Below are 19682 nucleotides of genomic sequence, written 5' to 3'. Positions count from 1 at the left end.
TGGGCACAAAAGCAGGCTTCCTGGCGGCGTGTCGCTGCTGAACTGCCCAGTCGACACCAGGGGGTCGGGGTCAGTCGTCGGCCCACTCGGCGGCGTCCCGGCCGAACCGTCGGCCGACCCAGGCGAACTCGCTGGGACCTCCGTCGATCCGGAACGCCGGCCGCGACTGGCGGACCAGGCCGAGCTCCGTCGGGGTCTCGACGAGCCACGGCTCGGGGTGATCAACGGGCTGGGCCGGGCCGTCGAGCGCGTCGGTGCGCAGCAGCCAGTGGGCTGTCCGGGCCAGGTGGGCGGAGATCCGCCAGGTGCCGCCCTGCTCGGCCCGGAGCCGCAGGGCGCTGAGCACTCCGGCGGCCAACAGGTATCCGGTCGCGTGGTCCAGCGCCTGGGCCGGCAGGGCCCCGGGGCGGATCCCGTCGGCCGATTCGATCATGGCGATGCCGGTGGCCGCCTGCACGATGCTGTCGAAGCCGCGCCGGTCTCCCCAGGGTCCGCTCGGCGTCCAGGCGGAGAGGCCGGCGTGGATCAGCCGCGGATGGGTCCGGGCGAGGTGATCGGCGTCCAGCCCGTAGGCCGCGAGCGCGCCCGGGCGGTACCCGGTCACCACGACGTCGGCCCGATCGAGCAGTGCGTGGACGCGCCGGCGCGCGTGCTCGTCGTGCAGGTCGACCAGGGTGGACCGCTTGCCGGCGTCGGTGTCGAGGTGCTGGGCCTGCAGCTCGGGCATCCAGGGCGGATCGATCCGCAGCACATCGCAGCCGGCGAAGGCGAGCGTGCGGGTGGCCACGGGTCCGGCGATGACGCGGGTCAGGTCGAGGATCCGGGGGCGTTCCGGCACCGGCACGGTCGGCCCCTCGAACGGCAGCCGGTCGACCGCCAGGACGGGATGCTGCTCGACGGCCGATGCCTGCTCACCCGCCAGCCACTCCGGCCGGGTTCGGACCCGCACGCAGATGCCGTGGTCGGCGGTGATCACGTCCTCCAGTTCCTGGGCCGGGCGCCCAGCGATCACCGCGGCCACGGCTTCCCGGTCGGCGTCGTGCGGCAGGTCGAGGGCTCGGGCGAGCCGGTCCCGGTGGTGCGGGTAGTTCGCATGCGTACGGACCCAGCCGTCCCGGGCCGGGAAGAACCCGGACATCGGGGCGAAGGCGGGCTCCCGCTCGCCGTCGACCGTCTGGAGTTGATCATTGCGGAACGCGACCGACACCTGGCGGGGGTCGACGTGCACCCGCTGCCGGTCGCCGCGCAGCGCCGTGGCCGCCAGAGCGGCCAGCGCCACCGAGCCACAGGCGAGCGTGTTGACCGGCAGCGCGGCCGGCAACGCACTGCCCGCCGCGAGGTCGAGGTGCCCCGCAGCCGTCTCCGCCAGGCCCAATGTGGGCAGGAGTTCCTGCACGAGACGGTTCATCACAACCGGACCAGGGTTCGGATCCGCTTGGCGGTCTGTTCGGGCGCGAGCTCGGTCACGTCGATGACATGATCATCGACGGCGGCCCGGTCCAGGATCTCGGTGAGCTCGCCGACCCGGGCCAGGTGCCAGTCCCGGCCCTCCGGGTCCTGCTCGTGCCGCTGTCGGATCCGTTCCTTGATCAACTCCGGGTCGGCACGCAGCCGGACCAGGTGCAGCTGGCCGCCGACCGCCTCGGCGAAGCGTCGCCGCTGGTCCAGCGTCTCCACCACGCCGGCCATGATCAACTTCTCGGCGCCGGCAGCCCGGGCGTTGGTGGAGAGATCACGCAGGTTCGCCAGGGTGAAGGCGAGGTTGAATCCGTCGCCGGGCGGGTTCGGCCAGAGCCGGCCCAGCTCGTCCAGATCGGCCGCGGCGCCCGGAATCCCTTCGGCGGCGAGGTGATCGCCCAGGGCGTCCAGCACCGTCGTCTTGCCGACCCCGACGGTCCCGTTGATCAACACGGCCTCGTACCCGTTGCTCATGGAGACGAGCCTACTGTTGCGGCCGGAACCCTCTCAGCCGCTGTACGGCGAGCGCCAGCAACCCGGCGATCGCGCCCCAGATCGCGTCGCTGATCAACACCGCGACGATGGTCCAGGGCATGGCGAGCGGGCCCTGGAGTTCACCGCTGAGGACCGGCGACATGATCCCACTGAGTACGGTCTCGAAGGCGCCGTAGCTGAGCCCGGCGAAGATCAGCGTGAGCACCGGGTGCCGGACCCGGGTCAGCCCCACCACCGCGATCCAGACGATCGAGATCACGATCGCCAGCCCGGCCCGCACCGGTGGCACCGCGGGCATCCCGCTCGCGCTCGTGATCATGCCGACCAACGGCTGAACCAGCGCCAGCGCGGCCAGGCCGAGGATCAGCGGCCAGTGCAGTTTCTTGATCACGTCCATGCTTCGAAGGTACGGATCCGGACCGGCGCGGGCATCCGTCGAGAAGCGTCTCCGGGGGTCGCTTCTCGACGGATGGTGCCGCTCACGCGCGCGTCATCGTGGAGTCATAGCCGCCCCCGCCGGGGTACACCCAGGCGCCGTCCATCACGCTGTCGTCGGCGTTGAACGAGCCGCGGAAGTAGGCCGGGCTGCCCTTGGCCCCACCCCAGATGGTCAGGGTGTCGCCGTCGAGTTCGTACACGTAATCGAGGGTGTTGCCGAGCGAGTCGTAGAACCGGGAATGGACGTCCTGGCTGGCCGGTTCGCCGAACGGTCGCAGCTGGCCGATCACCTCGAAGCCGCTGATCTGCTGGCCGCCGCTGACCATCTCGACGTGCTGGATCAGGAAGAAGCCGCCCGGCCCCCACTCGTACCGCACAGTGCCTTCGGCGCCGCCGGTCACGGTCCAGGTGCCGATCAGTCGGTCCAGCACCCGGACGGCATCGCTCGGCGCCGGCTGGGTCTCTTCGGTGGTGTTGGTGGTGTTCATCGTGGTCTCCTTCTCGGTCGTTCGCGGCCTTCCCGCGACACTGCTACCTCGGAGTCGACCGGCCGGCCTTGACGTCCACCGCGTGTGACCTGCGCCACTACACTCCGGATAAGGGGACCTGGCTACCATCGTCGCGACCACGCGCATCGCCGACGAGACGGAGTTCATGATCATGAAGTACCTGCTGCTGGGCTACACGCCCGCCGCCGCCTGGGACGCCGCGGTGCCGGACAACGAGAACGAGGAGGCGCTGGCCGCCTTCGCCGCGTACCAGAAGTTCGAGGCGGAGCTCCGCGCGACCGGCGAGTTCGTTTCCAGCGAGGGTCTCGGCCACCCGGCGGTCAGCGTGACGGTCCAGAAGTCGGGCGACGGGGTGACCGCGACCGACGGCCCGTACGTCGAGCTGAAGGAGGTGCTGGCCAGCTTCGCGGTGATCGACGTCGCCGACCAGGAACGCGCGGTCGAGATCGCGGGACGGATCGTGCAGGTGCTCGGCGAGCCGATCGAGATCCGGCCGATCATGGGCGATGACTTCGCCTGACCGGACCGTCGAGGAGCTGCTGCGCATCGAGGCGCCGCAGGTGCTCGGCGCGCTCACCCGCCGGTTCGGCCGGTTCGACATCGCCGAGGACGCCGTCCAGGAGGCCCTGCTCACGGCGAGCCGGCAGTGGTCCGAGTCGGGCCTGCCGGACGAGCCGCGGGGCTGGCTGATCCGGGTCGGCTACCGGCGGATGGTCGACCTGCTGCGGGCCGAACAGGCCCGGCAGCGCCGCGAGTCGGAACTCGGCGCGACGGACCTGGCGATGCAGGAACCGGCCCGGGCCGCGGAGGTCGCCGACACCGACGACAGCCTGCAGGTTCTCTTGCTGTGTTGCCATCCGGCGCTCACCCCGGACTCCCAGGTCGCCCTCACGCTGCGGGCCGTCGGCGGGCTGACTACCGCCGAGATCGCGCACGCGTACGGCGCCACTGAGTCGACCCTGGCCAGCCGGATCAGCCGGGCCAAGCAGCAGCTGCGGCAGGCCGGCGCCCGGTTCGCGCTGCCGGCGCCGGACGAGCGGGAGCAGCGGGTGGCGACCGTGCTGCGGGTGCTCTATCTGATCTTCAACGAGGGCTACACGGCGAGCGCCGGCGACCGGCTGGCCCGGGCCGAGCTGACCCTTGAGGCGATCCGGTTGACCCGGATGTTGCACCGGCAGCTGCCCGACGATCCCGAGATCGCCGGCCTGCTCGCGCTGATGTTGATCAACGAATCCCGTACGGCGACGCGGACCGGACCCGACGGTTCACTGGTGCCGTTGGAGGAGCAGGACCGATCGCGGTGGGACCGGACCATGATCAACGAGGGTACGGCGATCTTGGACCGGGCCTGGTCCGGCCGCACCGTCGGGCCGTACCAACTGCAGGCGGCGATCTCCGCCGTCCACGCCCAGGCCGGCACCGCCGCCGAGACCGACTGGCCGCAGATCGCGACCCTCTATCTCTGGCTGGAGCGGGCCCAGCCGACGGCACCGGTCCGGCTGAGCCGGGTGGTCGCCGTCGCGCAGGCGTACGGAACCGAGCGCGGGCTCGCCCTGCTGGCCCGGCTCGAGGCCGAGCACGGGCTGCTGGACGACCGGCTGGTCCGGCAACGGGTGTTCGCCGTCCGGGCCCATCTCCACGAACGCGGCGGCGCGACCGAAGCGGCGGTGGCCGACTACCGTGCCGCCGCCGAACTCACCGACAACACCGTCGAGCGCGGCTACCTGACCCGGCGCGCCGACAACCTGGCGCCGTCCTGAGCCCAGCAAGGGTGACGGTTCAGAGCCGAGCTCGGGTCATCGGTCGGGGCAGCGGATCCAACGCACCGAGGTCCCGGAGCCGCTGGTAGGCGTCGACCACCGCGGTCGCGTCGGTGAGGCGAAGCACGACGCCGCCGTCCGGTAAGGACTCGGCCGAGAGCGCATCCGGGACGAGGGCCGCGCGGCTCGGCGACAGGTAGCCGACCCGTCCGATCACCGGGTCGCCGACGGACCAACCGGCGTCCTCGAGTGCGTCGAGCACGTCGTCGTCGGTCACGTCGCCGAAGTCCGGATCCCAGCTCGACGCGAGCGGCGCCAGCCAGTCGTCGGCCAGGCCGGCCGCCCGGTCGTCGGGCGCTTCGACGGTGATCACGAAGGACTGGAGCAGCACCTCGGGACTGCCGCCGGCCAGTCCGCTGAGCTCCAGCCGCCAACCCGCCGGGTCGGTGCCGATCAGCCGCAGGCCGGTACCGGTGCGATCGGACCAGTCCGCGTCCTGCCGGGCGGTCTCGAGCACGCGCAGCAGCGTGTCCAGGTCCGGATCGATCGTGGTCGCGGGCCGGTCGGGGTGGACCTGGCTCCAGGAGGTCACCGCCGGAAGCAGATCGAGACTCTGCCGCCACCGCCCCGCCAGTTGCTCGGTCGACTCGGGCCGCGGCCCCCAGAACCCCCGCACTAACCGGCGCACGGCCACGGTCCGCCTACCCGTCCTGAACTGATCACGCAGGCAGGCTACCCGCGCTCGGGCACCCTCGCGTCGACCGTACGGCCGAGGTCGATCAGCCGGTCGCAGCGCCGGGCCACCCGCGGATCGTGGGTGATCATCAGGACCGCGACGTCGGCGGCGAGCCGGTCCAGGTCGGTCAGCAGGCGTTCCGCGGTCGGGGCGTCCAGGTGCTCGGTCGGTTCATCCAAGATCAACACGTCGGGCTCGGTCAGCAGCACCCGGGCCAGCGCGAGCCGGCGCGCCTCGCCGCCGGACAGCCGGGTGCCGTGCACGCCGACCAGCCGGTCCAGGGCCAGGTCGAGCCCGACCCGGCGGAGCATCATGATCAACTCCTGGTCGTCCGCATCGCGACGGCCGAGCCGGAGGTTCTCGGCCACCGTCGTGTCGAACAGGTACGCGTCCTGGGCCAGGTAGCCGACCCGGCCGCGGGCGTCGACCGTGCCCGCCCGGGCCGGGATCAGGCCCATGATCGTCGCCGCGACGGTGGTCTTCCCGCTGCCGCTGGGCCCGACCAGACCGACCCGGTCGCCGGTCGTCAGGTCGAGGTCGAGGCCGGTCGCGACGACGGGACCGTCCGGCCAGCCGGCCGTGACGTCGCGCAGCGTGACGCCGGTCGTGTCGGTGGGGACCGGCTCCGGCCGGTCGCCGGCACCGACGGCCGGCGCCTCGATCACCTGCCGGACCCGGCCGAGCGCCGCCCGGGCCCGGGCCAGGGTCTGGACCGCGGGCGGGATCGCGGCGATCACCTCGGCCAGGGCGAGCGGGGTCAGCACCAGCACCGCCAACTGCACCGGCGGTACGGTTCCGGCGGCCAGCCCGGCCGAACCGAGCAGCAACGCCCCGATCACGGCGGCGCCGGTGCCCAGCGTCTGACCGGCGGCGGCGACGCCCTGGGCCAGCGCGGCCCGCTGCTCGGCCTCCCGCAGCCGCCGGTCGGCGCCACGGATCCGGTCCAGGGCGACCTGCGGGCCGTACGCGATCAGGTCGGGCGCCGCCTCGGCCGCCTCGGCGACGGCCTCGGCCAGTTCGCCGCGGAACACGGCGACGCGACGGTCCAATCCGGCCGAGAGCCGGGCGGCCAGCAGCGGGACCAGACCGGCGGCCACCGCGACACAGGCCAGCGTGGCCAGTCCGGCGGCCGGGGCGATCACGGTGATCATGGTCTGAGCCCCGATGATCACCAGCGCGGCGCCGCTGATCGGCACGATCACCCGGACCACGACGTCCTGCACCGCCTCGACGTCGTTGATCATCCGGGACAGCAGGTCACCGCCGCGGCGGCCCAGCCAAGTGGTCCGGGCCAGCGCCCGGAAGCTGTCCAGCCGGAGCGCCGCCTGCGCCCGCAGCGCCACCTCGTGGCCGACCAGTCGCTCCAGGTAGCGGAACACGCCCCGGCCCAGCCCGAGAGCCCGGACCGCGACGACCGCGACCAGCAGATAGAGCACCGGTGGATGTTCGGCCGCCCGGGACAGCAGCCATGCCGACGTCGCGAGCAGCCCGACTGCCGCCCCTTGCGCCAGCACGCCGAGCGCTACCGCCCCGGCCAGCCGCTTCCGGTCAACGCTGATCATCAGCCGCACCGAGAGCATCGCTCCCCGAGCCTGTCGAAGGGCGAGCAGCCAGTCCGTTCCCTGAGCTTGTCGAAGGGCGAGCCCCATGATCACCCATCGACCCGCCGGCCAACACGACGATTCGGTCCGCGGCGTCCAGGACGGCGGCCCGGTGACTCACCACCAGTCCGCCGACCCCCAGCTCCCGCAGTCCGGCGATGGCGGCCACCTCCGTGTCCGGATCCAGCCCGGCGGTCGGTTCGTCCAGCAGCAGCCACCGGGCGCCGCCGCAGTCGATCTTGAGCAGGGCCCGGGCCAGCGCGACCCGGCGCAGTTCGCCGGCGGACAGTTCGGCGCCGGCCGCCGGCAGCGGCCGGTCCGGGGCGAGGTCACCGGCTCCGGCCCGGGCCAGGGCGGCCCGGATCCGTCCCGGCGGTGCGCCCGGCGCGCCCAGCTCGACGTTCTCGGCGACCGTGCCGCTGATCAGGGCCGGCTGCTGCGGCACCCAAGCCAGCTGGGCCCGCCAGTGATCTTGCTCGAGCGCGGCCAGCGGGGTGCCGCCGACGCTGACCGTACCCGCGGAGGGTCGGCGGAATCCGAGCAGAACCTGAAGCAGGGTGGACTTCCCGGCCCCGCTGGGCCCGGCCAGCGCGACCAGCTCGCCGGGGTTGATCACCAGGTCGGCGTCCGACACCGCGGGACGGTCCGCGCCCGGGAACCGCACCGCGACGCCGTCCAGGTGGATGGTCGAGGCGTCGAGGGATACCGACCGGCCTTGCCCTTCGACAGGCTCAGGAGACGGTCGGTCGATGATCGCGAAGGCCTGCTCGACGGCGGCCACCCCGTCGGCGGAGTCGTGGTAGTGGGCGCCGACCAGCCGCAGCGGCAGGTACGCCTCCGGCGCCAAGATCAACACGAACAGCCCGATGGTCAGGGTCAGGTCGCCCTCGACGACGCGGAGCCCGATGCCGACCGCGACCAGGGCCACCGACAGCGAGGCCAGCAGCTCCAGCACCAGGGCCGACAGGAGCGCGACCCGCAGCGTGCGCAGGGTCTCCCGCCGGTGCAGCTCGCCGGACCGGCGCAGCCCCTCCGCCTGGGCCCGCGCCCGGCCGAAGACCTGCAGCGTCGGCAGCCCGGCGACCAGGTCGGCGAAATGGTGGGCCAACCGGGACTGGGCGGCGAACCGGCGCCGGGTCAGGGCCTGGGTCATCCAGCCGACCAAGATCATGAACAGCGGGATCAGCGGCAGCGTGAGGGCGACGATCAGCGCCGAGACCGGGTCGGCGGCCAGCACCGCGACCCCGATGATCAACGGCACGGTGACCGCGAGGACGAGTTGCGGCAGATACTTGGCGAAGTAGCCGTCCAGCGCGTCGAGGCCGCTGGTGATCATGGTGACCAGGCGCCCGGCCGGGACCTCCGGAGTGTCCGGTGCGGAGAGTCGCGTGGACATGATCTCCAACCGCAGTTGGGACTTGACCGCGGCGGCGGCGCGGGCGCCGACGGTGTGGGTGAGCCAGTTCAGGCCGGCCCGGGCCATGATCACGGCGGCGAGCCAGGGCAGCACGGCGAGGGCCGGGGCCAGGCTCCGCTCGGCGAAGCCGGAACCCACGGCGGACGCGATCAGCCAGGCCTGCCCGACGATCGCGGCGGCGGTCGCGGACCCGATCAGGACCGCCAGCACCAGGAACCGGCGGACCGGCCGGGCCCGGCGGAGCAGCCGCGGGTCGACCGGCCCGCGAGCCCGGACCGACCCCGCCGTGGATCCGGGTTCAGTGGGCATGCTGATCCTCCGGGATCGAGGCGACGGTGAGCCGCTTCCGGAACACCCAGTACGTCCAGCCCTGATAGGCCAGCACGACCGGCGTCGCGATCAGCGCCGCCCAGGTCATGATCGTCAACGTGTACGGCGTCGAGGCGGCGTTCGTGACGGTCAGGCTCCAGGCCGGATCGAGACTGCTCGGCATCACGTCCGGGAACAAGATCACGAACAGGTTGCTCACGGTGGCGATGATCGCCACCGCGGTGCCGAGAAAGGCCCAGCCCTCCCGTCCGGCCGCGTTGGCGAGCAGGCCGCCGATCAGCCCGGCCGCCGCCACTCCGGCGAGCACCCAGCCCGCGACCGACTGCCCCTCGAGATTCGCCCAGATCAACATCACCGCGGCCAGGACGACCGCGACCACTCCGGACCGGGTGGCGAACCGCCGGGCCCGGCCGCGGATCTCGCCGTCGGTCTTCAGGGCCAGGAAGACGGCCCCGTGAGTGAGGAACACGGTCAGGGTGACCAGCCCGGTGAGCAGGGCGAACGGGTTGAGCAGCTCGACCAGCCCGCCGACGTACTCCCCGGACGCGTCGATCGGCACACCGCGGACGATGTTGCCGAACGCCACGCCCCAGAGCAGGGCCGGCAGCGCGGAGCCGGCGATGATGCACCAGTCCCAGCGCCGGCGCCAGGCCGGATCGGTGCGCTTGCCGCGGTAGTCGAAGGCGACGTTGCGCAGGATCAGCGCGACCAAGATCACCAGCAGTGGCAGATAGAACCCGGAGAACAGCGTCGCGTACCACTCCGGGAAGGCCGCGAAGGTGGCCCCGCCGGCCACCAGCAGCCAGACCTCGTTGCCGTCCCAAACCGGGCCGATCGTGTTGATCACGAGCCGCCGTTCGCGGTCATTCCGGCCGAGCAGGCCGACCAGCATGCCGACGCCGAAGTCGAATCCCTCCAGGACGAAGTAGCCGACCCAGAGGAACGCGATCAGGCAGAACCAGAGTGTGGTGAGTTCCATGATCGACTCCTAGTAGGCGAAGGTGAGCGGCGCTTCCTCGCCGTCCTTGGCTTCCGGTGGGGTGACATCGGGCAGCCCGGCCCGGATGTAGGTGAGCAGCAGCCGGACCTCGATCACGGCCAGTGCGCCGTAGAGCAGGGTGAAGGTGGTCAGCGAGATCGCCACCTCGGTGAGCGTGGTGCCGGGCGAGACACCGGCCGCCGTCGGCAGCAGGCCGAACACCAGCCAGGGTTGTCGCCCGGTCTCGGTGAAGATCCAGCCGAAGCTGTTGGCGAACAGGGGAAGCAGCGGCAGGGCGACCAGGACCGGCCCCCAGAACCGGGCCCGGGGCACCCGGTCCCGCCGGGTCACCCAGAGCAGCAGCGCCCCGATGCCGACCGCGGCCATCCCGAGCCCGATCATCAGCCGGAACGTCCAGTACGTGCTCGGGATGATCGGAGAGTAGCTGCCCGGCCCGTACGTCTCCTCGTACGTGCGCTGAAGTTCGCGGATCCCCTTCACCTCGCCCTGCGGGTCGCCGGTGCTGAGGAACGACAGCAGGTAAGGGATCCGGATCGAGAACAGCTCGTGCTGACCGTCCAGGCTTCCGATCGTCAAGATCGAGAAGGAGGCCGGCCGCTCGGTCTCGTAGAGGGCCTCGGCGGCGGCCATCTTCATCGGCTGCACCTCGACCATCACCTTGCTCTGCGCGTCGCCGCTGACCGCGACCCCGGCCCCCGCGACGATCATCACCGCCGCCCCGATCCGCAGCGCCGACCGGAACGCACGATGATCATCGCCCGCCGGCTTCCGCCAGAGGTGCCAGCCGGCGACCGCCACCAGGAAGGCGCCGGCGACCAGGTAGCAGGCGAAGATCTGGTGCGGGAAGGTCACCAGCACCACCGGGTTGGTCAGTACGGCGACGAAGTCGGTCAGCTCGGCCCGCTCCGTCACCGGGTTGTACGTGAAGCCGACCGGGTTCTGCATGAACGAGTTGGCGGCCAGGATGAAGTAGGCGCTGAACACGGTGCCGATCGCCGCGATCCAGATGCAGGCCAGGTGGATCCGCTTCGGCAGCCGGTCCCAGCCGAAGATCCACAGGCCCAGGAAGGTCGACTCGAGGAAGAAGGCGAGCAGTCCCTCCAGGGCCAGCGGGGCACCGAAGACGTCGCCGACGAACCGCGAGTAGGAACTCCAGTTCATCCCGAACTGGAACTCCTGGACGATCCCGGTGACGATGCCCAGCGCGAAGTTGATCAAGAACAGCTTGCCGAAGAACTTGGTCAGCTTGAGGAATGCCTCGTTGCCGCTGCGGTGCCAGATCGTCTGCAGCACGGCGACCAGACCCGACAGTCCGATCGTCAGCGGCACGAAGAAGAAGTGGTAGACCGTCGTGATCCCGAACTGCCAGCGGGCCAGGGTCAGTGCGTCCATGGGTGGCCTCCTCGTTCCGCAATCTACTACCGAGTGTCGTACTAAGCAAAGTAGTACGAACGTGAGTAGTAGGATGACAGGCGTGGCACTCGGAGAACTCGAACGCAAGGTGATGGAGCAGCTGTGGGACGCGACCGGCCCGCAGTCGGTCCGGGATGTGCACCACGCGCTGAGCCAGGACCGGGAGCTCGCGTACACGACCGTGATGACGGTGCTGGACCGGCTGGCCAAGAAGGGTGTCGTGCGGCGCGAGCGGGATGGCCGCGCCTATCTCTATCTACCGGTGCAGGACCGCGAGGAGATGGTGGCCGAGCTGATGCACTCCGCACTCGAATCCGGCCAGGACCGGACCGCCGCGCTGGTCGCCTTCGTCGGCCGGGTCAGTGACAGCGAGGCCGCGGCGATGCGGGCGGCCCTGGACTCCCTGGAGACGTCGGGAGGCGAGCCCGCCACCGGGCGGCGCAAGGCGTCGCGCACCCCCAAGGGTTGAGTGATCATGGGGATCACGCTCGCGGCGGCAGCGCTCGGCCTGCTGACCGTGATCCTGGTCGGGCCCGGTCCGCTCTGGGTCGGGCGCTGGCACTTCCTGCAGCAGGTGCCCCGGGCGGCGATCGTGCTCTGGCAGGCCGGCACCGTCGCGGCCCTGGTGTCGGTGATCGGAGCGGGTGTGTTGATCACGCTTCCGCTGCTGGCCGATCCCGCGCTGTTGACCAGGATGCCGCCGGCCGAGGCCGTGATCACCGCGCTGGTGGCGGCGTTCACGGCGGTCGTGATCGGCCGTCTGGTCTGGTCGTTGATCAAGGTCGGCGCGGACACCAGTGCGCGGCGGCGCCGGCACCGGCTGGCGGTCGACCTGCTCGGCCGGCCGGACGACTCCCGTTCCGTACGGGGTCTGCGGATCCTGGCCGAGAAGCTGCCGATGGCGTACTGCCTGCCCGGCGTCCGGGAGTCCCGCGTGGTGCTCAGCGCCGGTGCGCTGGACCGGCTCACCGAGGAGGAGATCACCGCGGTCCTGGAGCACGAGGCGGCCCACGTCCGGGCCCGTCATGATCTTGTCCTGGACGGCTTCCAGGCCCTGCACCGGGCGTTCCCCGTGATGGTGCGGAGCGAGATGCCGTGGCACCGGTCCCAACTGCTGGTGGAGATGCTGGCCGACGACGCCGCCCGCCGCCGGACCGGCCCGTTGCCGCTGGCCCGCGCCCTGGTCGCCATGGCCGGCGCCCCGAGCCCGGCCGCCGCCCTGGCCGCCGGCGACCGCGACATCGCCCTCCGGGTGATCCGGCTGGCCGAGCCGGGCCTGCCGCCGGCCCGCCGCCGCGCCCTGGCCGCCCTGGTCTACCTGCTTGCCGCCGCCCTCGTCGCCCTCCCCCTGATCCCCGTGCTGGGTCTCCACCTCCGCTAGCCCCGCCGACCGGGCACAAACGCAGCCGTTTTCGCGGCGTGTCGCTGCGGAGGTGCCCGGTCGGCGATTGGGTTTGGGTCAGGACCGGCCGGCAGTGGGGTCGATGATCAGCTCGTACAGGACGGTCGAACTCTCCCTGCCGTGGCCGGCGGCGATGGCGCGCCGATACAGATCCCGTACGGCAGCGGGCAGGCCCGGGTCGAGGCCGGCCTCGACGCTGGCGTCGGTGATGTGCTCCATCCCGGCCGCCATCATCGCCGTGTTGCCGCCCTGGTCGGGGTAGCTCCGGCCGGTGATCTCGGCCTCCATACCCTGCATGAAGTACGGCAGCTGCCCGATCAACTCCTGCGCGTACGGGAAGAAGTGCTTGGCCGGCACACCGGCGGCGCCGACCAGGGCCGCGGCGTGCGTCGTGCTGGCCAGGATGGTCATGAAGAGGTCGAGCATGGCCTGATACCAGGCCTGGGCGAGTTCCGGCGGCTCGCCGCGATAGTCGACCCGGCCGAGCACCTCGAGGGTGGCCCGATGCCGTTCGACCGCCTCGGACGGCCCGCTGTAGAAGACGTACGAGCCCTCCTGGCCGACCATCGGCGGGTTCACCATCACCCCGCCGGTGACGAACGTCGCACCGTGCTCGGCCGCCCAGGCGGCGGCCCGGGTCGAGGCGCTCGGGGTGTCGGAACTGAGGTTGACCAGGGTCTTCCCGGCCAGGCGGTCGACGGCGGGGCCGAGCAGGTCGTACATCGCCTGGTAGTGGGTCAGGCTGAGGATGACGACCGGGCTGGCGTCGAGCGCCTCGGCGGCCGTCTCGGCACGCTTCGCCCCGTCGGCCACCAGGGCGTCGGCGCGGCTCGGTGTGCGGTTGAACACAGTGGTCGGGTGACCGCGGTCCAGATAGGCCCGGGCCATCGCCCTGCCCATCGGGCCGAGGCCGATCACGGTCACGGGGGTGGGGTCGGACATGGGCTCACTTTCGTTGTACGGATGGGATCTGCGGCGCCGTCGAGGCCAAGCTTCACCCCGGGCGGGAGGTCTCACAAGTACGCACTTCACAGTGGGTCACCCACCTTGAAGTCAGCGTCCGGCCGCGCTTGACTCTGATACCCGGCAGGGGTATACATTGAGACAAGAGTTACCCCTAGGGGGTATCAAATTCTGACGAAAGGAACCGAGATGACTGTCGCCGAATACCAGGTGAGCGGAATGTCCTGCGCGCACTGCGAGGCGGCGATCCGGTCCGAGGTGGAACAGCTCGACGGGGTCCAGGGCATCGAGGTCAGCTCCGCGACCGGTCGCCTGGTGATCACCTCGGCCGCGCCCCTCACGGCGGAGCAGGTCCTGGCCGCCGTCGACGAGGCCGGCTATTCGGCCGTTCCGGCATCGTGAACGCGGCCGTCAAGCTCGGCGGCTTCGCGGCGGCGCTGGTCCTGCTGGTCGGGGGCAGCTTCGCCGCGGGCCGGATCCTGCTGCCGGAAGACCCCGCGCAGCAGGCGGCGCCGACGCCGACGATGTCGGGTCACGGTGGCGGCTCCGAGCACGGCGGCGAGGAGCCGGGCGAGACGCCGGCCCCGGGCGAGTCCGACGGCCACGGCGGTCACGAATCCGGCGGCTCGGGCGAGGTCCGCGGACTGTCGCTCGAGCAGGACGGGTTCCGGCTGTCGCCGCCGACCGCACCGGCCCGGACCGGGCAGCGGGGCACCCTCGAGTTCATGATCATGGACGCGGAGGGCAAGCCGGTCACCGCCTTCGACGTCTCGCACGAGAAGAAGCTGCACCTGATCATGGTCCGCACCGACGGGCGGGAGTTCCGCCACGTGCACCCGACCATGGCGGCCGACGGCACCTGGTCGATCGCGTGGCAGTGGCCGACCGCCGGCACCTACCGGATGTTCGCCGACTTCGTGCCGACCGCGTCCGGTGACCCGACCACCCTCGGGTACGCCTTCGACATCCCGGGCGAGCTCCGTCCGGAGCCCGCCACCAAGATCAAGACGACCAGCACCGTGGACGGCTACCAGGTGAAACTGTCCGGCGACCTGGCCGCGCACGGCGAGTCCGAACTCACCGTGACCGTGACCAAGGACGGGAAGCCGGTGACCACGCTGCAGCCCTACCTGGGCGCGTACGGGCACCTGGTGATCCTCCGTCAGGGCGACCTCGGCTACCTGCACGTACACCCGGAGGGGGCGGAGCCCAAGAAGGGCGAGACGTCCGGACCCGAGGTGACCTTCATCGCGCAGGCGCCGACCGAGAGCCGGTACCTGCTCTACTTCGACTTCCAGGTCGACGGGAAGGTCCGCACCGCGGAGTTCGTCCTCGGCGGCGACGACAGCCACGAACAAGATCACGAATCCGACGATTCCGATGATCATGGACACGATTCAGGAGAACAGGAAGAGCGATGACCACCACCGAGTCTGAGCCGATGCGCGCCATCGAACTCGAAATCGGCGGGATGACCTGCGCCTCCTGTGCGGTACGGATCGAGAAGAAGCTGAACCGCCTGGACGGCGTGTCGGCCACGGTCAACTACGCCACCGAGAAGGCAGCGATCACCGCACCCGCCGGCGTAGAGCCGGCCGCCCTGATCGACGTGGTCGAGCAGACCGGCTACTCAGCGACGGTGCCCGCACCGCCGGCCGGCCGGGACGCGGACGACCGTCCCGACCCGGCCGACCTCGAGTTGACCGCGCTGCGGCACCGGCTGATCGGATCGATCCTGCTCGGCGTACCGGTGATCGTCCTGGCGATGGTCCCGGCGCTGCAGTTCAACTACTGGCAGTGGGCCTCGCTGGCCATGGCCGCACCCGTGGTGATCTGGGCCGGCTGGCCGTTCCATCGCGCGGCCCTGCTCAATCTGCGCCACGGTACGGCGACGATGGACACGCTGATCTCGGTCGGCACGCTGGCCGCGTTCGGCTGGTCCCTGTATGCGCTGTTCCTCGGTACGGCAGGGATGCCGGGCATGAAGCACCCGTTCCGGCTGGTGATCGAACTCAGCGACGGTGCCGCCAACATGTATCTCGAGGTCGCGGCCGGCGTGATCATGTTCGTGCTGACCGGCCGCTACCTGGAGAAGCGCTCCAAGCGGCAGGCCGGGGCGGCGCTCCGGGCCCTGCTCGACCTTGGTGCGAAGCAGGTGTCGGTGCTCCGGAACGGCGCCGAGACCTTGATCGACATCGGCGAGCTGGCGGTGGGCGACCGGTTCGTGGTCCGGCCGGGCGAGAAGATCGCGACCGACGGCGTGATCGTCGAGGGTCGCTCCGCGGTGGACGCGAGCATGCTCACCGGTGAATCGGTGCCGGTCGAGGTCGCCGAGGGTGACCCGGTGACCGGCGCGACCGTGAACGCCGGCGGCCGGCTGGTCGTCCGGGCGACCCGGGTCGGCGCCGACACCCAGTTGGCCCAGATGGCCCGCCTGGTCGAGGATGCGCAGTCCGGCAAGGCCGCGGTGCAACGCCTGGTGGACCGGGTCTCCGGGGTGTTCGTCCCGATCGTGATCGGGATCTCGGCGATCACGCTGGGTTTCTGGCTCGGCGCCGGGTCCGGTCCGGCCGGCGCGATCACCGCCGCGGTGGCGGTCCTGATCATCGCCTGCCCGTGTGCGCTGGGGCTGGCCACGCCGACCGCACTGCTGGTCGGCACCGGCCGGGGCGCCCAGCTGGGCATCCTGATCAAGGGTCCGGAGGTGCTGGAGTCGACCCGCCGGGTGGACACCATCGTGCTGGACAAGACCGGGACCGTGACCACGGGGAAGATGGCGCTGCAGGGTGTCGTCGCCGCCGAGGGTACGGATTCGGACGAGGCGCTCCGGCTGGCCGGGGCGGTGGAGGACGCCTCCGAACACCCGATCGCCCGGGCGATCGCGGCCGCGGCCGCCGAAGCCGGCGAGCTGCCGACGGTCTCCGACTTCGCCAACGTCGAGGGCCGGGGCGTCCGCGCCACGGTCGACGGCCGTGAGGTCCTGGTCGGCCGGGAGTCCTTCCTGGTCTCGGAATCCGCGACGGTCCCGGATGAGTTGATCAAGGCCCGCGAGGAGGCCGAGCAGGAAGGCCGGACCGCGGTCCTGGTCGCCTGGGCCGGTCAGGCCCGAGCGGTGTTGATCATCGCCGATTCGATCAAGCCGACCAGTGCCGAGGCGGTGCGCCAGTTCGTCAAGCTCGGCCTGACCCCGGTGCTGCTGACCGGCGACAACCGGGCCGCGGCCGAACAGGTGGCGGCCGAGGTGGGCATCGACCGGGTGATCGCGGAGGTGCTGCCGCAGGACAAGGTGGACGTGATCACCAAGCTGCAGGGCGAGGGCAAGGTCGTCGCGATGGTCGGCGACGGCGTGAACGACGCGGCGGCGCTGGCCGCGGCGGACCTCGGGCTCGCGATGGGCACCGGGACCGACGTGGCGATCGAGGCGGCGGACCTGACCCTGGTCCGTGGCGATCTGAGGGCCGCGGCGGACGCCATCCGGCTGTCCCGGCGAACCCTGTCCACGATCAAGATCAACTTGTTCTGGGCGTTCGCGTACAACACGGCGGCGATCCCGCTGGCCGCCTCCGGCCTGCTGAACCCGATGCTGGCCGGAGCCGCCATGGCGGCCTCCAGCCTGTTCGTGGTCGGCAACAGCCTCCGGCTGCGCAGCTTCCGCTGACCGAACGCGCACTGAGCCTGTAGAAGTGCCAAGCCTGATCGGGCTTGCCCTTCGACAGGCTCAGGGAACGTTGTGGCCAATAGGCTGGGCTGTCATGGGGGACCACCGCGACACTCCGGCCGAGCGGGTCGCCCATGCAGTCCGGCAGTGGGGGCCCGACCGGGTTGTCCGGGTCGCGGGGGAAACCCTGGCCACGGACCCGGCCGAGGTCGTCTCCGGCGAGCCGCTCGAGTTGATCACCCTGCTCCGGACCGACATCGTCTCCGGGATCGCCGAAAGATCCGAGACCCGGGACTGGCTGGCCGGCGGCAAACCACCCGGCCACCGCTACTGGGCCCGGGTCTGGGCCTGCCGGGCCTTCCTCTACGTCTGGGACGACAGTGCCGGGCCGGCCGTGGTCGCGGCGCTAGACGATGATCACTGGCGGGTACGGGAGCTGGCCGGCAAGGTGATCGCCCGGCGCGAGGTGCCGGACGCGGCCGACCGGCTGGCCGAGCTGGCCGCCGGCGACCCGGTGCCACGGGTCCGCGCCGCCGCCTGCCGGGCCCTCTCCGTGGTCGGCGAAGGTGAGCACCTCCCGGTCCTGGCCGCAGCCGCAGACACCTCCGACCGGCTGGTCGCCGCCGCAGCCGAACAGGCCCTGGACCGGATCCGTCGCCGCCTCGACCGCGACCCCTGACCCAAGATCTTTTGTCGTAGAACGACACGTTGATCACAGATCTTGTAAATCCTTGACATGCTCGCTTGCCGGACCCTACGGTCACTCAATACCCTGCCGGCAAGCTGCGGCGACGAGGAGAAGATTTCGGCCATGAGACGACGGCCCACGAACAAGCGACCCCTGACGCTCCACCTCAGGGTGGCTGCCCTGGCCGGCGCTGCGGCGTTGATGATCACCGGTTGTAGCACCGGTGGCGCCGGTGGCCAGCAGCCCGGCCAGAACGGCGGGGAGCAGGCGGTGCTCAACGTGCACGCCAGCTCGACGCCGACGTACCAGGCGAACTTCAACCCGATCTCGGTGACGTTCCTGCCGGGCACCCGCGGTCTGATCTACGAGCCGTTGATCGCGTACACGCCGATGAAGCCCAACGAGGGCCAGCCCTGGCTCGCCGAGAAGGCCGAGTTCAACGACGACGGCACCGAGCTCACCCTCGACCTGCGGGCCGGGGTGACCTGGTCCGACGGTGAGCCGTTCACGGCCGACGACGTCGCGTACACCTTCAATCTGTACGTCGAGGATCCCGCGACCAACACCGGCGCGCTGCCCGTGAAGTCGGCGAAGAAGGTGGACGACGACACCGTGACGGTGACGTTCACCGAGCCGGCGTTCGCCCGGATGCCGAGCATCGGCAACACGACGCCGCTGCCGGAGCACGTGTTCGGCCAGGAGAAGCCGGTCGAGTTCACCAACGAGAAGCCGATCGGCACGGGGCCGTACACGCTGAAGTCGTTCAGTGATCAGGTCTACACGCTGCAGAAGAACCCGAAGTACTGGGATGCGGAGTCGATCAAGGTCGAGCAGATCGCCTTCCCGGCGTCGACGACCCAGACCTTCACCACCAGCCTGCAGCAGGGCAAGCTGGACTGGTCCGGCGGCTTCGTCGCCAACATCGACCAGATCTTCGTGGCCAAGGATCCGCAGCACAACAAGTACTGGTTCCCCGGCGACGGCTCGGTCAACCTGCTGGTCAACCAGCAGAAGGCACCGTTCGATGATCTTGAACTGCGCAAGGCGATCAGCCTGGGCGTGGACCGCCAGGTGCTGTCGGACACGGCGATGCAGGGTTACACGCCGCCGGCGCACCCGACCGGCCTGGTGCTGCCCGCGTTCGAGTCCGCGATGGATCCGAAGTACAAGGACGCGAAGTTCGTCCATGATCCGGCGCAGGCGAACAAGATCTTGGACGAGGCCGGCTACCCCAAGGGTGAGGACGGCATCCGGACCTCGCCCGACGGCAAGAAGTTGAGCTTCGACCTGGTCATCCCGTCCGGGTACGTGGACTGGGTGGCGATGAGCAAGCTGCTGCAGGAGCAGCTGAAGGAGATCGGGATCGATCTCAAGCCGCAGGGCGTCGCGACGCAGAACTGGTCGGAGAACCGGAACCTCGGCAACTACGACATCACCATCGCCTCGGTGGCCGGCGGCACCGCGCCGTACTTCCTCTACCGGTCGATGATGAGCTCGGAGTTCAAGGTGGCCGAGGGCAAGCCGGCGTCGTCGAACTACAGCCGTTGGTACGACAAGGAAACCGACGCGCTGTTCGCCGACTACGAGGCGAGCAACGACGCCGCGGCGCAACAGCAGGCGATCGCCGGGATGCAGCAGATCGTAGTCGACGAACTGCCGCTGATTCCCTTGCTGCAAAGCCCGAACTGGTTCCAGTACCGGACGGTCAACTTCGACGGCTGGCCGACGAAGGAGGACCCGTACGCGCTGCCGGCGCCGTACTCGTACCCGGACAACCTGCTGGTGATCAAGCAGCTGAAACCGACCAAGTAGCC

General features: G+C 70.9%; 19 protein-coding genes. 9 read left to right on the top strand and 10 right to left on the bottom strand.

Going from position 1 to position 19682, the window contains the following annotated elements; all coding sequences use genetic code 11:
* Window positions 1-70 precede the first annotated feature (70 nt).
* The 4 genes from ACFQU4_RS04540 to ACFQU4_RS04525 all read right to left on the bottom strand — a co-directional run bounded on the left by ACFQU4_RS04540 (window position 71) and on the right by ACFQU4_RS04525 (window position 2879).
* Window positions 71-1408, bottom strand: coding sequence for a CoA transferase (locus ACFQU4_RS04540; protein ID WP_377487501.1), 1338 nt, complete (start codon window positions 1406-1408; stop codon window positions 71-73).
* Entirely contained in the window at window positions 1408-1932 is a 525-nt protein-coding gene (locus ACFQU4_RS04535) for an AAA family ATPase (protein ID WP_377487499.1), read from the bottom strand. The genes ACFQU4_RS04540 and ACFQU4_RS04535 overlap by 1 nt, the downstream gene beginning before the upstream one ends.
* Window positions 1933-1942: 10 nt before the next feature.
* A complete protein-coding gene (locus tag ACFQU4_RS04530) occupies window positions 1943-2350 on the bottom strand; it encodes a hypothetical protein (protein ID WP_377487497.1) in 408 nt (135 codons plus the stop codon).
* 82 nt (window positions 2351-2432) lie between these two features.
* Window positions 2433-2879, bottom strand: a complete 447-nt coding sequence (locus ACFQU4_RS04525) for a hypothetical protein (protein ID WP_377487495.1) — start codon at window positions 2877-2879, stop codon at window positions 2433-2435.
* Between the two features lie 166 nt (window positions 2880-3045).
* Between ACFQU4_RS04525 and ACFQU4_RS04520 the strand changes: the two genes are divergently transcribed.
* Both ACFQU4_RS04520 and ACFQU4_RS04515 read left to right on the top strand, forming a co-directional pair.
* Entirely contained in the window at window positions 3046-3420 is a 375-nt protein-coding gene (locus ACFQU4_RS04520) for a YciI family protein (protein WP_377487493.1), read from the top strand.
* Complete coding sequence (locus tag ACFQU4_RS04515; RefSeq protein WP_377487491.1) at window positions 3407-4660, top strand: RNA polymerase sigma factor; 1254 nt, start codon at window positions 3407-3409, stop codon at window positions 4658-4660. The genes ACFQU4_RS04520 and ACFQU4_RS04515 overlap by 14 nt, the downstream gene beginning before the upstream one ends.
* A gap of 19 nt (window positions 4661-4679) precedes the next feature.
* Here ACFQU4_RS04515 and ACFQU4_RS04510 read toward each other — a convergent pair whose 3' ends face one another.
* From ACFQU4_RS04510 to ACFQU4_RS04490, 5 genes are all read right to left on the bottom strand, one after another.
* Entirely contained in the window at window positions 4680-5252 is a 573-nt protein-coding gene (locus ACFQU4_RS04510) for a hypothetical protein (RefSeq protein WP_377487489.1), read from the bottom strand.
* A 140-nt stretch (window positions 5253-5392) separates the two neighbouring features.
* Window positions 5393-6958 (bottom strand): thiol reductant ABC exporter subunit CydC, encoded by a 1566-nt coding sequence (gene cydC / locus ACFQU4_RS04505; RefSeq protein ID WP_377487487.1) that lies wholly within the window; start codon window positions 6956-6958, stop codon window positions 5393-5395.
* Window positions 6945-8723, bottom strand: a complete 1779-nt coding sequence (gene cydD, locus ACFQU4_RS04500) for a thiol reductant ABC exporter subunit CydD (RefSeq protein WP_377487485.1) — start codon at window positions 8721-8723, stop codon at window positions 6945-6947. Before cydD ends, cydC begins: the two co-directional genes overlap by 14 nt.
* Window positions 8713-9723, bottom strand: coding sequence for a cytochrome d ubiquinol oxidase subunit II (gene cydB / locus ACFQU4_RS04495; protein ID WP_377487483.1), 1011 nt, complete (start codon window positions 9721-9723; stop codon window positions 8713-8715). The genes cydD and cydB overlap by 11 nt, the downstream gene beginning before the upstream one ends.
* 9 nt (window positions 9724-9732) lie before the next feature.
* A complete protein-coding gene (locus ACFQU4_RS04490) occupies window positions 9733-11136 on the bottom strand; it encodes a cytochrome ubiquinol oxidase subunit I (RefSeq protein WP_377487481.1) in 1404 nt (467 codons plus the stop codon).
* 82 nt (window positions 11137-11218) lie between these two features.
* On the opposite strand from ACFQU4_RS04490, the gene ACFQU4_RS04485 reads away from it, so the two are divergent.
* A complete protein-coding gene (locus ACFQU4_RS04485) occupies window positions 11219-11626 on the top strand; it encodes a BlaI/MecI/CopY family transcriptional regulator (protein WP_377487479.1) in 408 nt (135 codons plus the stop codon).
* Between the two features lie 6 nt (window positions 11627-11632).
* Complete coding sequence (locus ACFQU4_RS04480) at window positions 11633-12538, top strand: M56 family metallopeptidase (RefSeq protein ID WP_377487477.1); 906 nt, start codon at window positions 11633-11635, stop codon at window positions 12536-12538.
* A 78-nt stretch (window positions 12539-12616) separates the two neighbouring features.
* On the opposite strand, the gene ACFQU4_RS04475 is transcribed toward ACFQU4_RS04480, so the two are convergent.
* Window positions 12617-13501: an NAD(P)-dependent oxidoreductase gene (locus ACFQU4_RS04475; RefSeq protein ID WP_377487475.1), complete on the bottom strand. Its 885-nt coding sequence runs from the start codon at window positions 13499-13501 to the stop codon at window positions 12617-12619.
* A 210-nt stretch (window positions 13502-13711) separates the two neighbouring features.
* On the opposite strand from ACFQU4_RS04475, the gene ACFQU4_RS04470 reads away from it, so the two are divergent.
* The 5 genes from ACFQU4_RS04470 (at window position 13712) to ACFQU4_RS04450 (ending at window position 19680) form a co-directional block, all read left to right on the top strand.
* Window positions 13712-13924, top strand: coding sequence for a heavy-metal-associated domain-containing protein (locus ACFQU4_RS04470; protein WP_377487473.1), 213 nt, complete (start codon window positions 13712-13714; stop codon window positions 13922-13924).
* Window positions 13921-14943 (top strand): heavy-metal-associated domain-containing protein, encoded by a 1023-nt coding sequence (locus ACFQU4_RS04465; RefSeq protein WP_377487471.1) that lies wholly within the window; start codon window positions 13921-13923, stop codon window positions 14941-14943. The genes ACFQU4_RS04470 and ACFQU4_RS04465 overlap by 4 nt, the downstream gene beginning before the upstream one ends.
* A complete protein-coding gene (locus ACFQU4_RS04460; protein ID WP_377487469.1) occupies window positions 14940-17180 on the top strand; it encodes a heavy metal translocating P-type ATPase in 2241 nt (746 codons plus the stop codon). The genes ACFQU4_RS04465 and ACFQU4_RS04460 overlap by 4 nt, the downstream gene beginning before the upstream one ends.
* A gap of 94 nt (window positions 17181-17274) precedes the next feature.
* On the top strand, window positions 17275-17859 hold the full coding sequence (locus ACFQU4_RS04455) for a HEAT repeat domain-containing protein (protein WP_377487467.1): 585 nt from the start codon (window positions 17275-17277) through the stop codon (window positions 17857-17859).
* A gap of 132 nt (window positions 17860-17991) precedes the next feature.
* Window positions 17992-19680, top strand: a complete 1689-nt coding sequence (locus ACFQU4_RS04450) for an ABC transporter substrate-binding protein (protein ID WP_377487465.1) — start codon at window positions 17992-17994, stop codon at window positions 19678-19680.
* The last annotated feature ends 2 nt before the right edge of the window (window positions 19681-19682 follow it).

Origin of the sequence: Microlunatus sp. GCM10028923, from assembly GCF_042666975.1 — a bacterium.
In the GTDB taxonomy this organism is placed as follows: domain Bacteria; phylum Actinomycetota; class Actinomycetes; order Propionibacteriales; family Propionibacteriaceae; genus Microlunatus.
The sequence above is the reverse complement of the archived record's forward strand: the minus strand, read 5'-3'. Positions and strand labels throughout refer to the sequence as shown.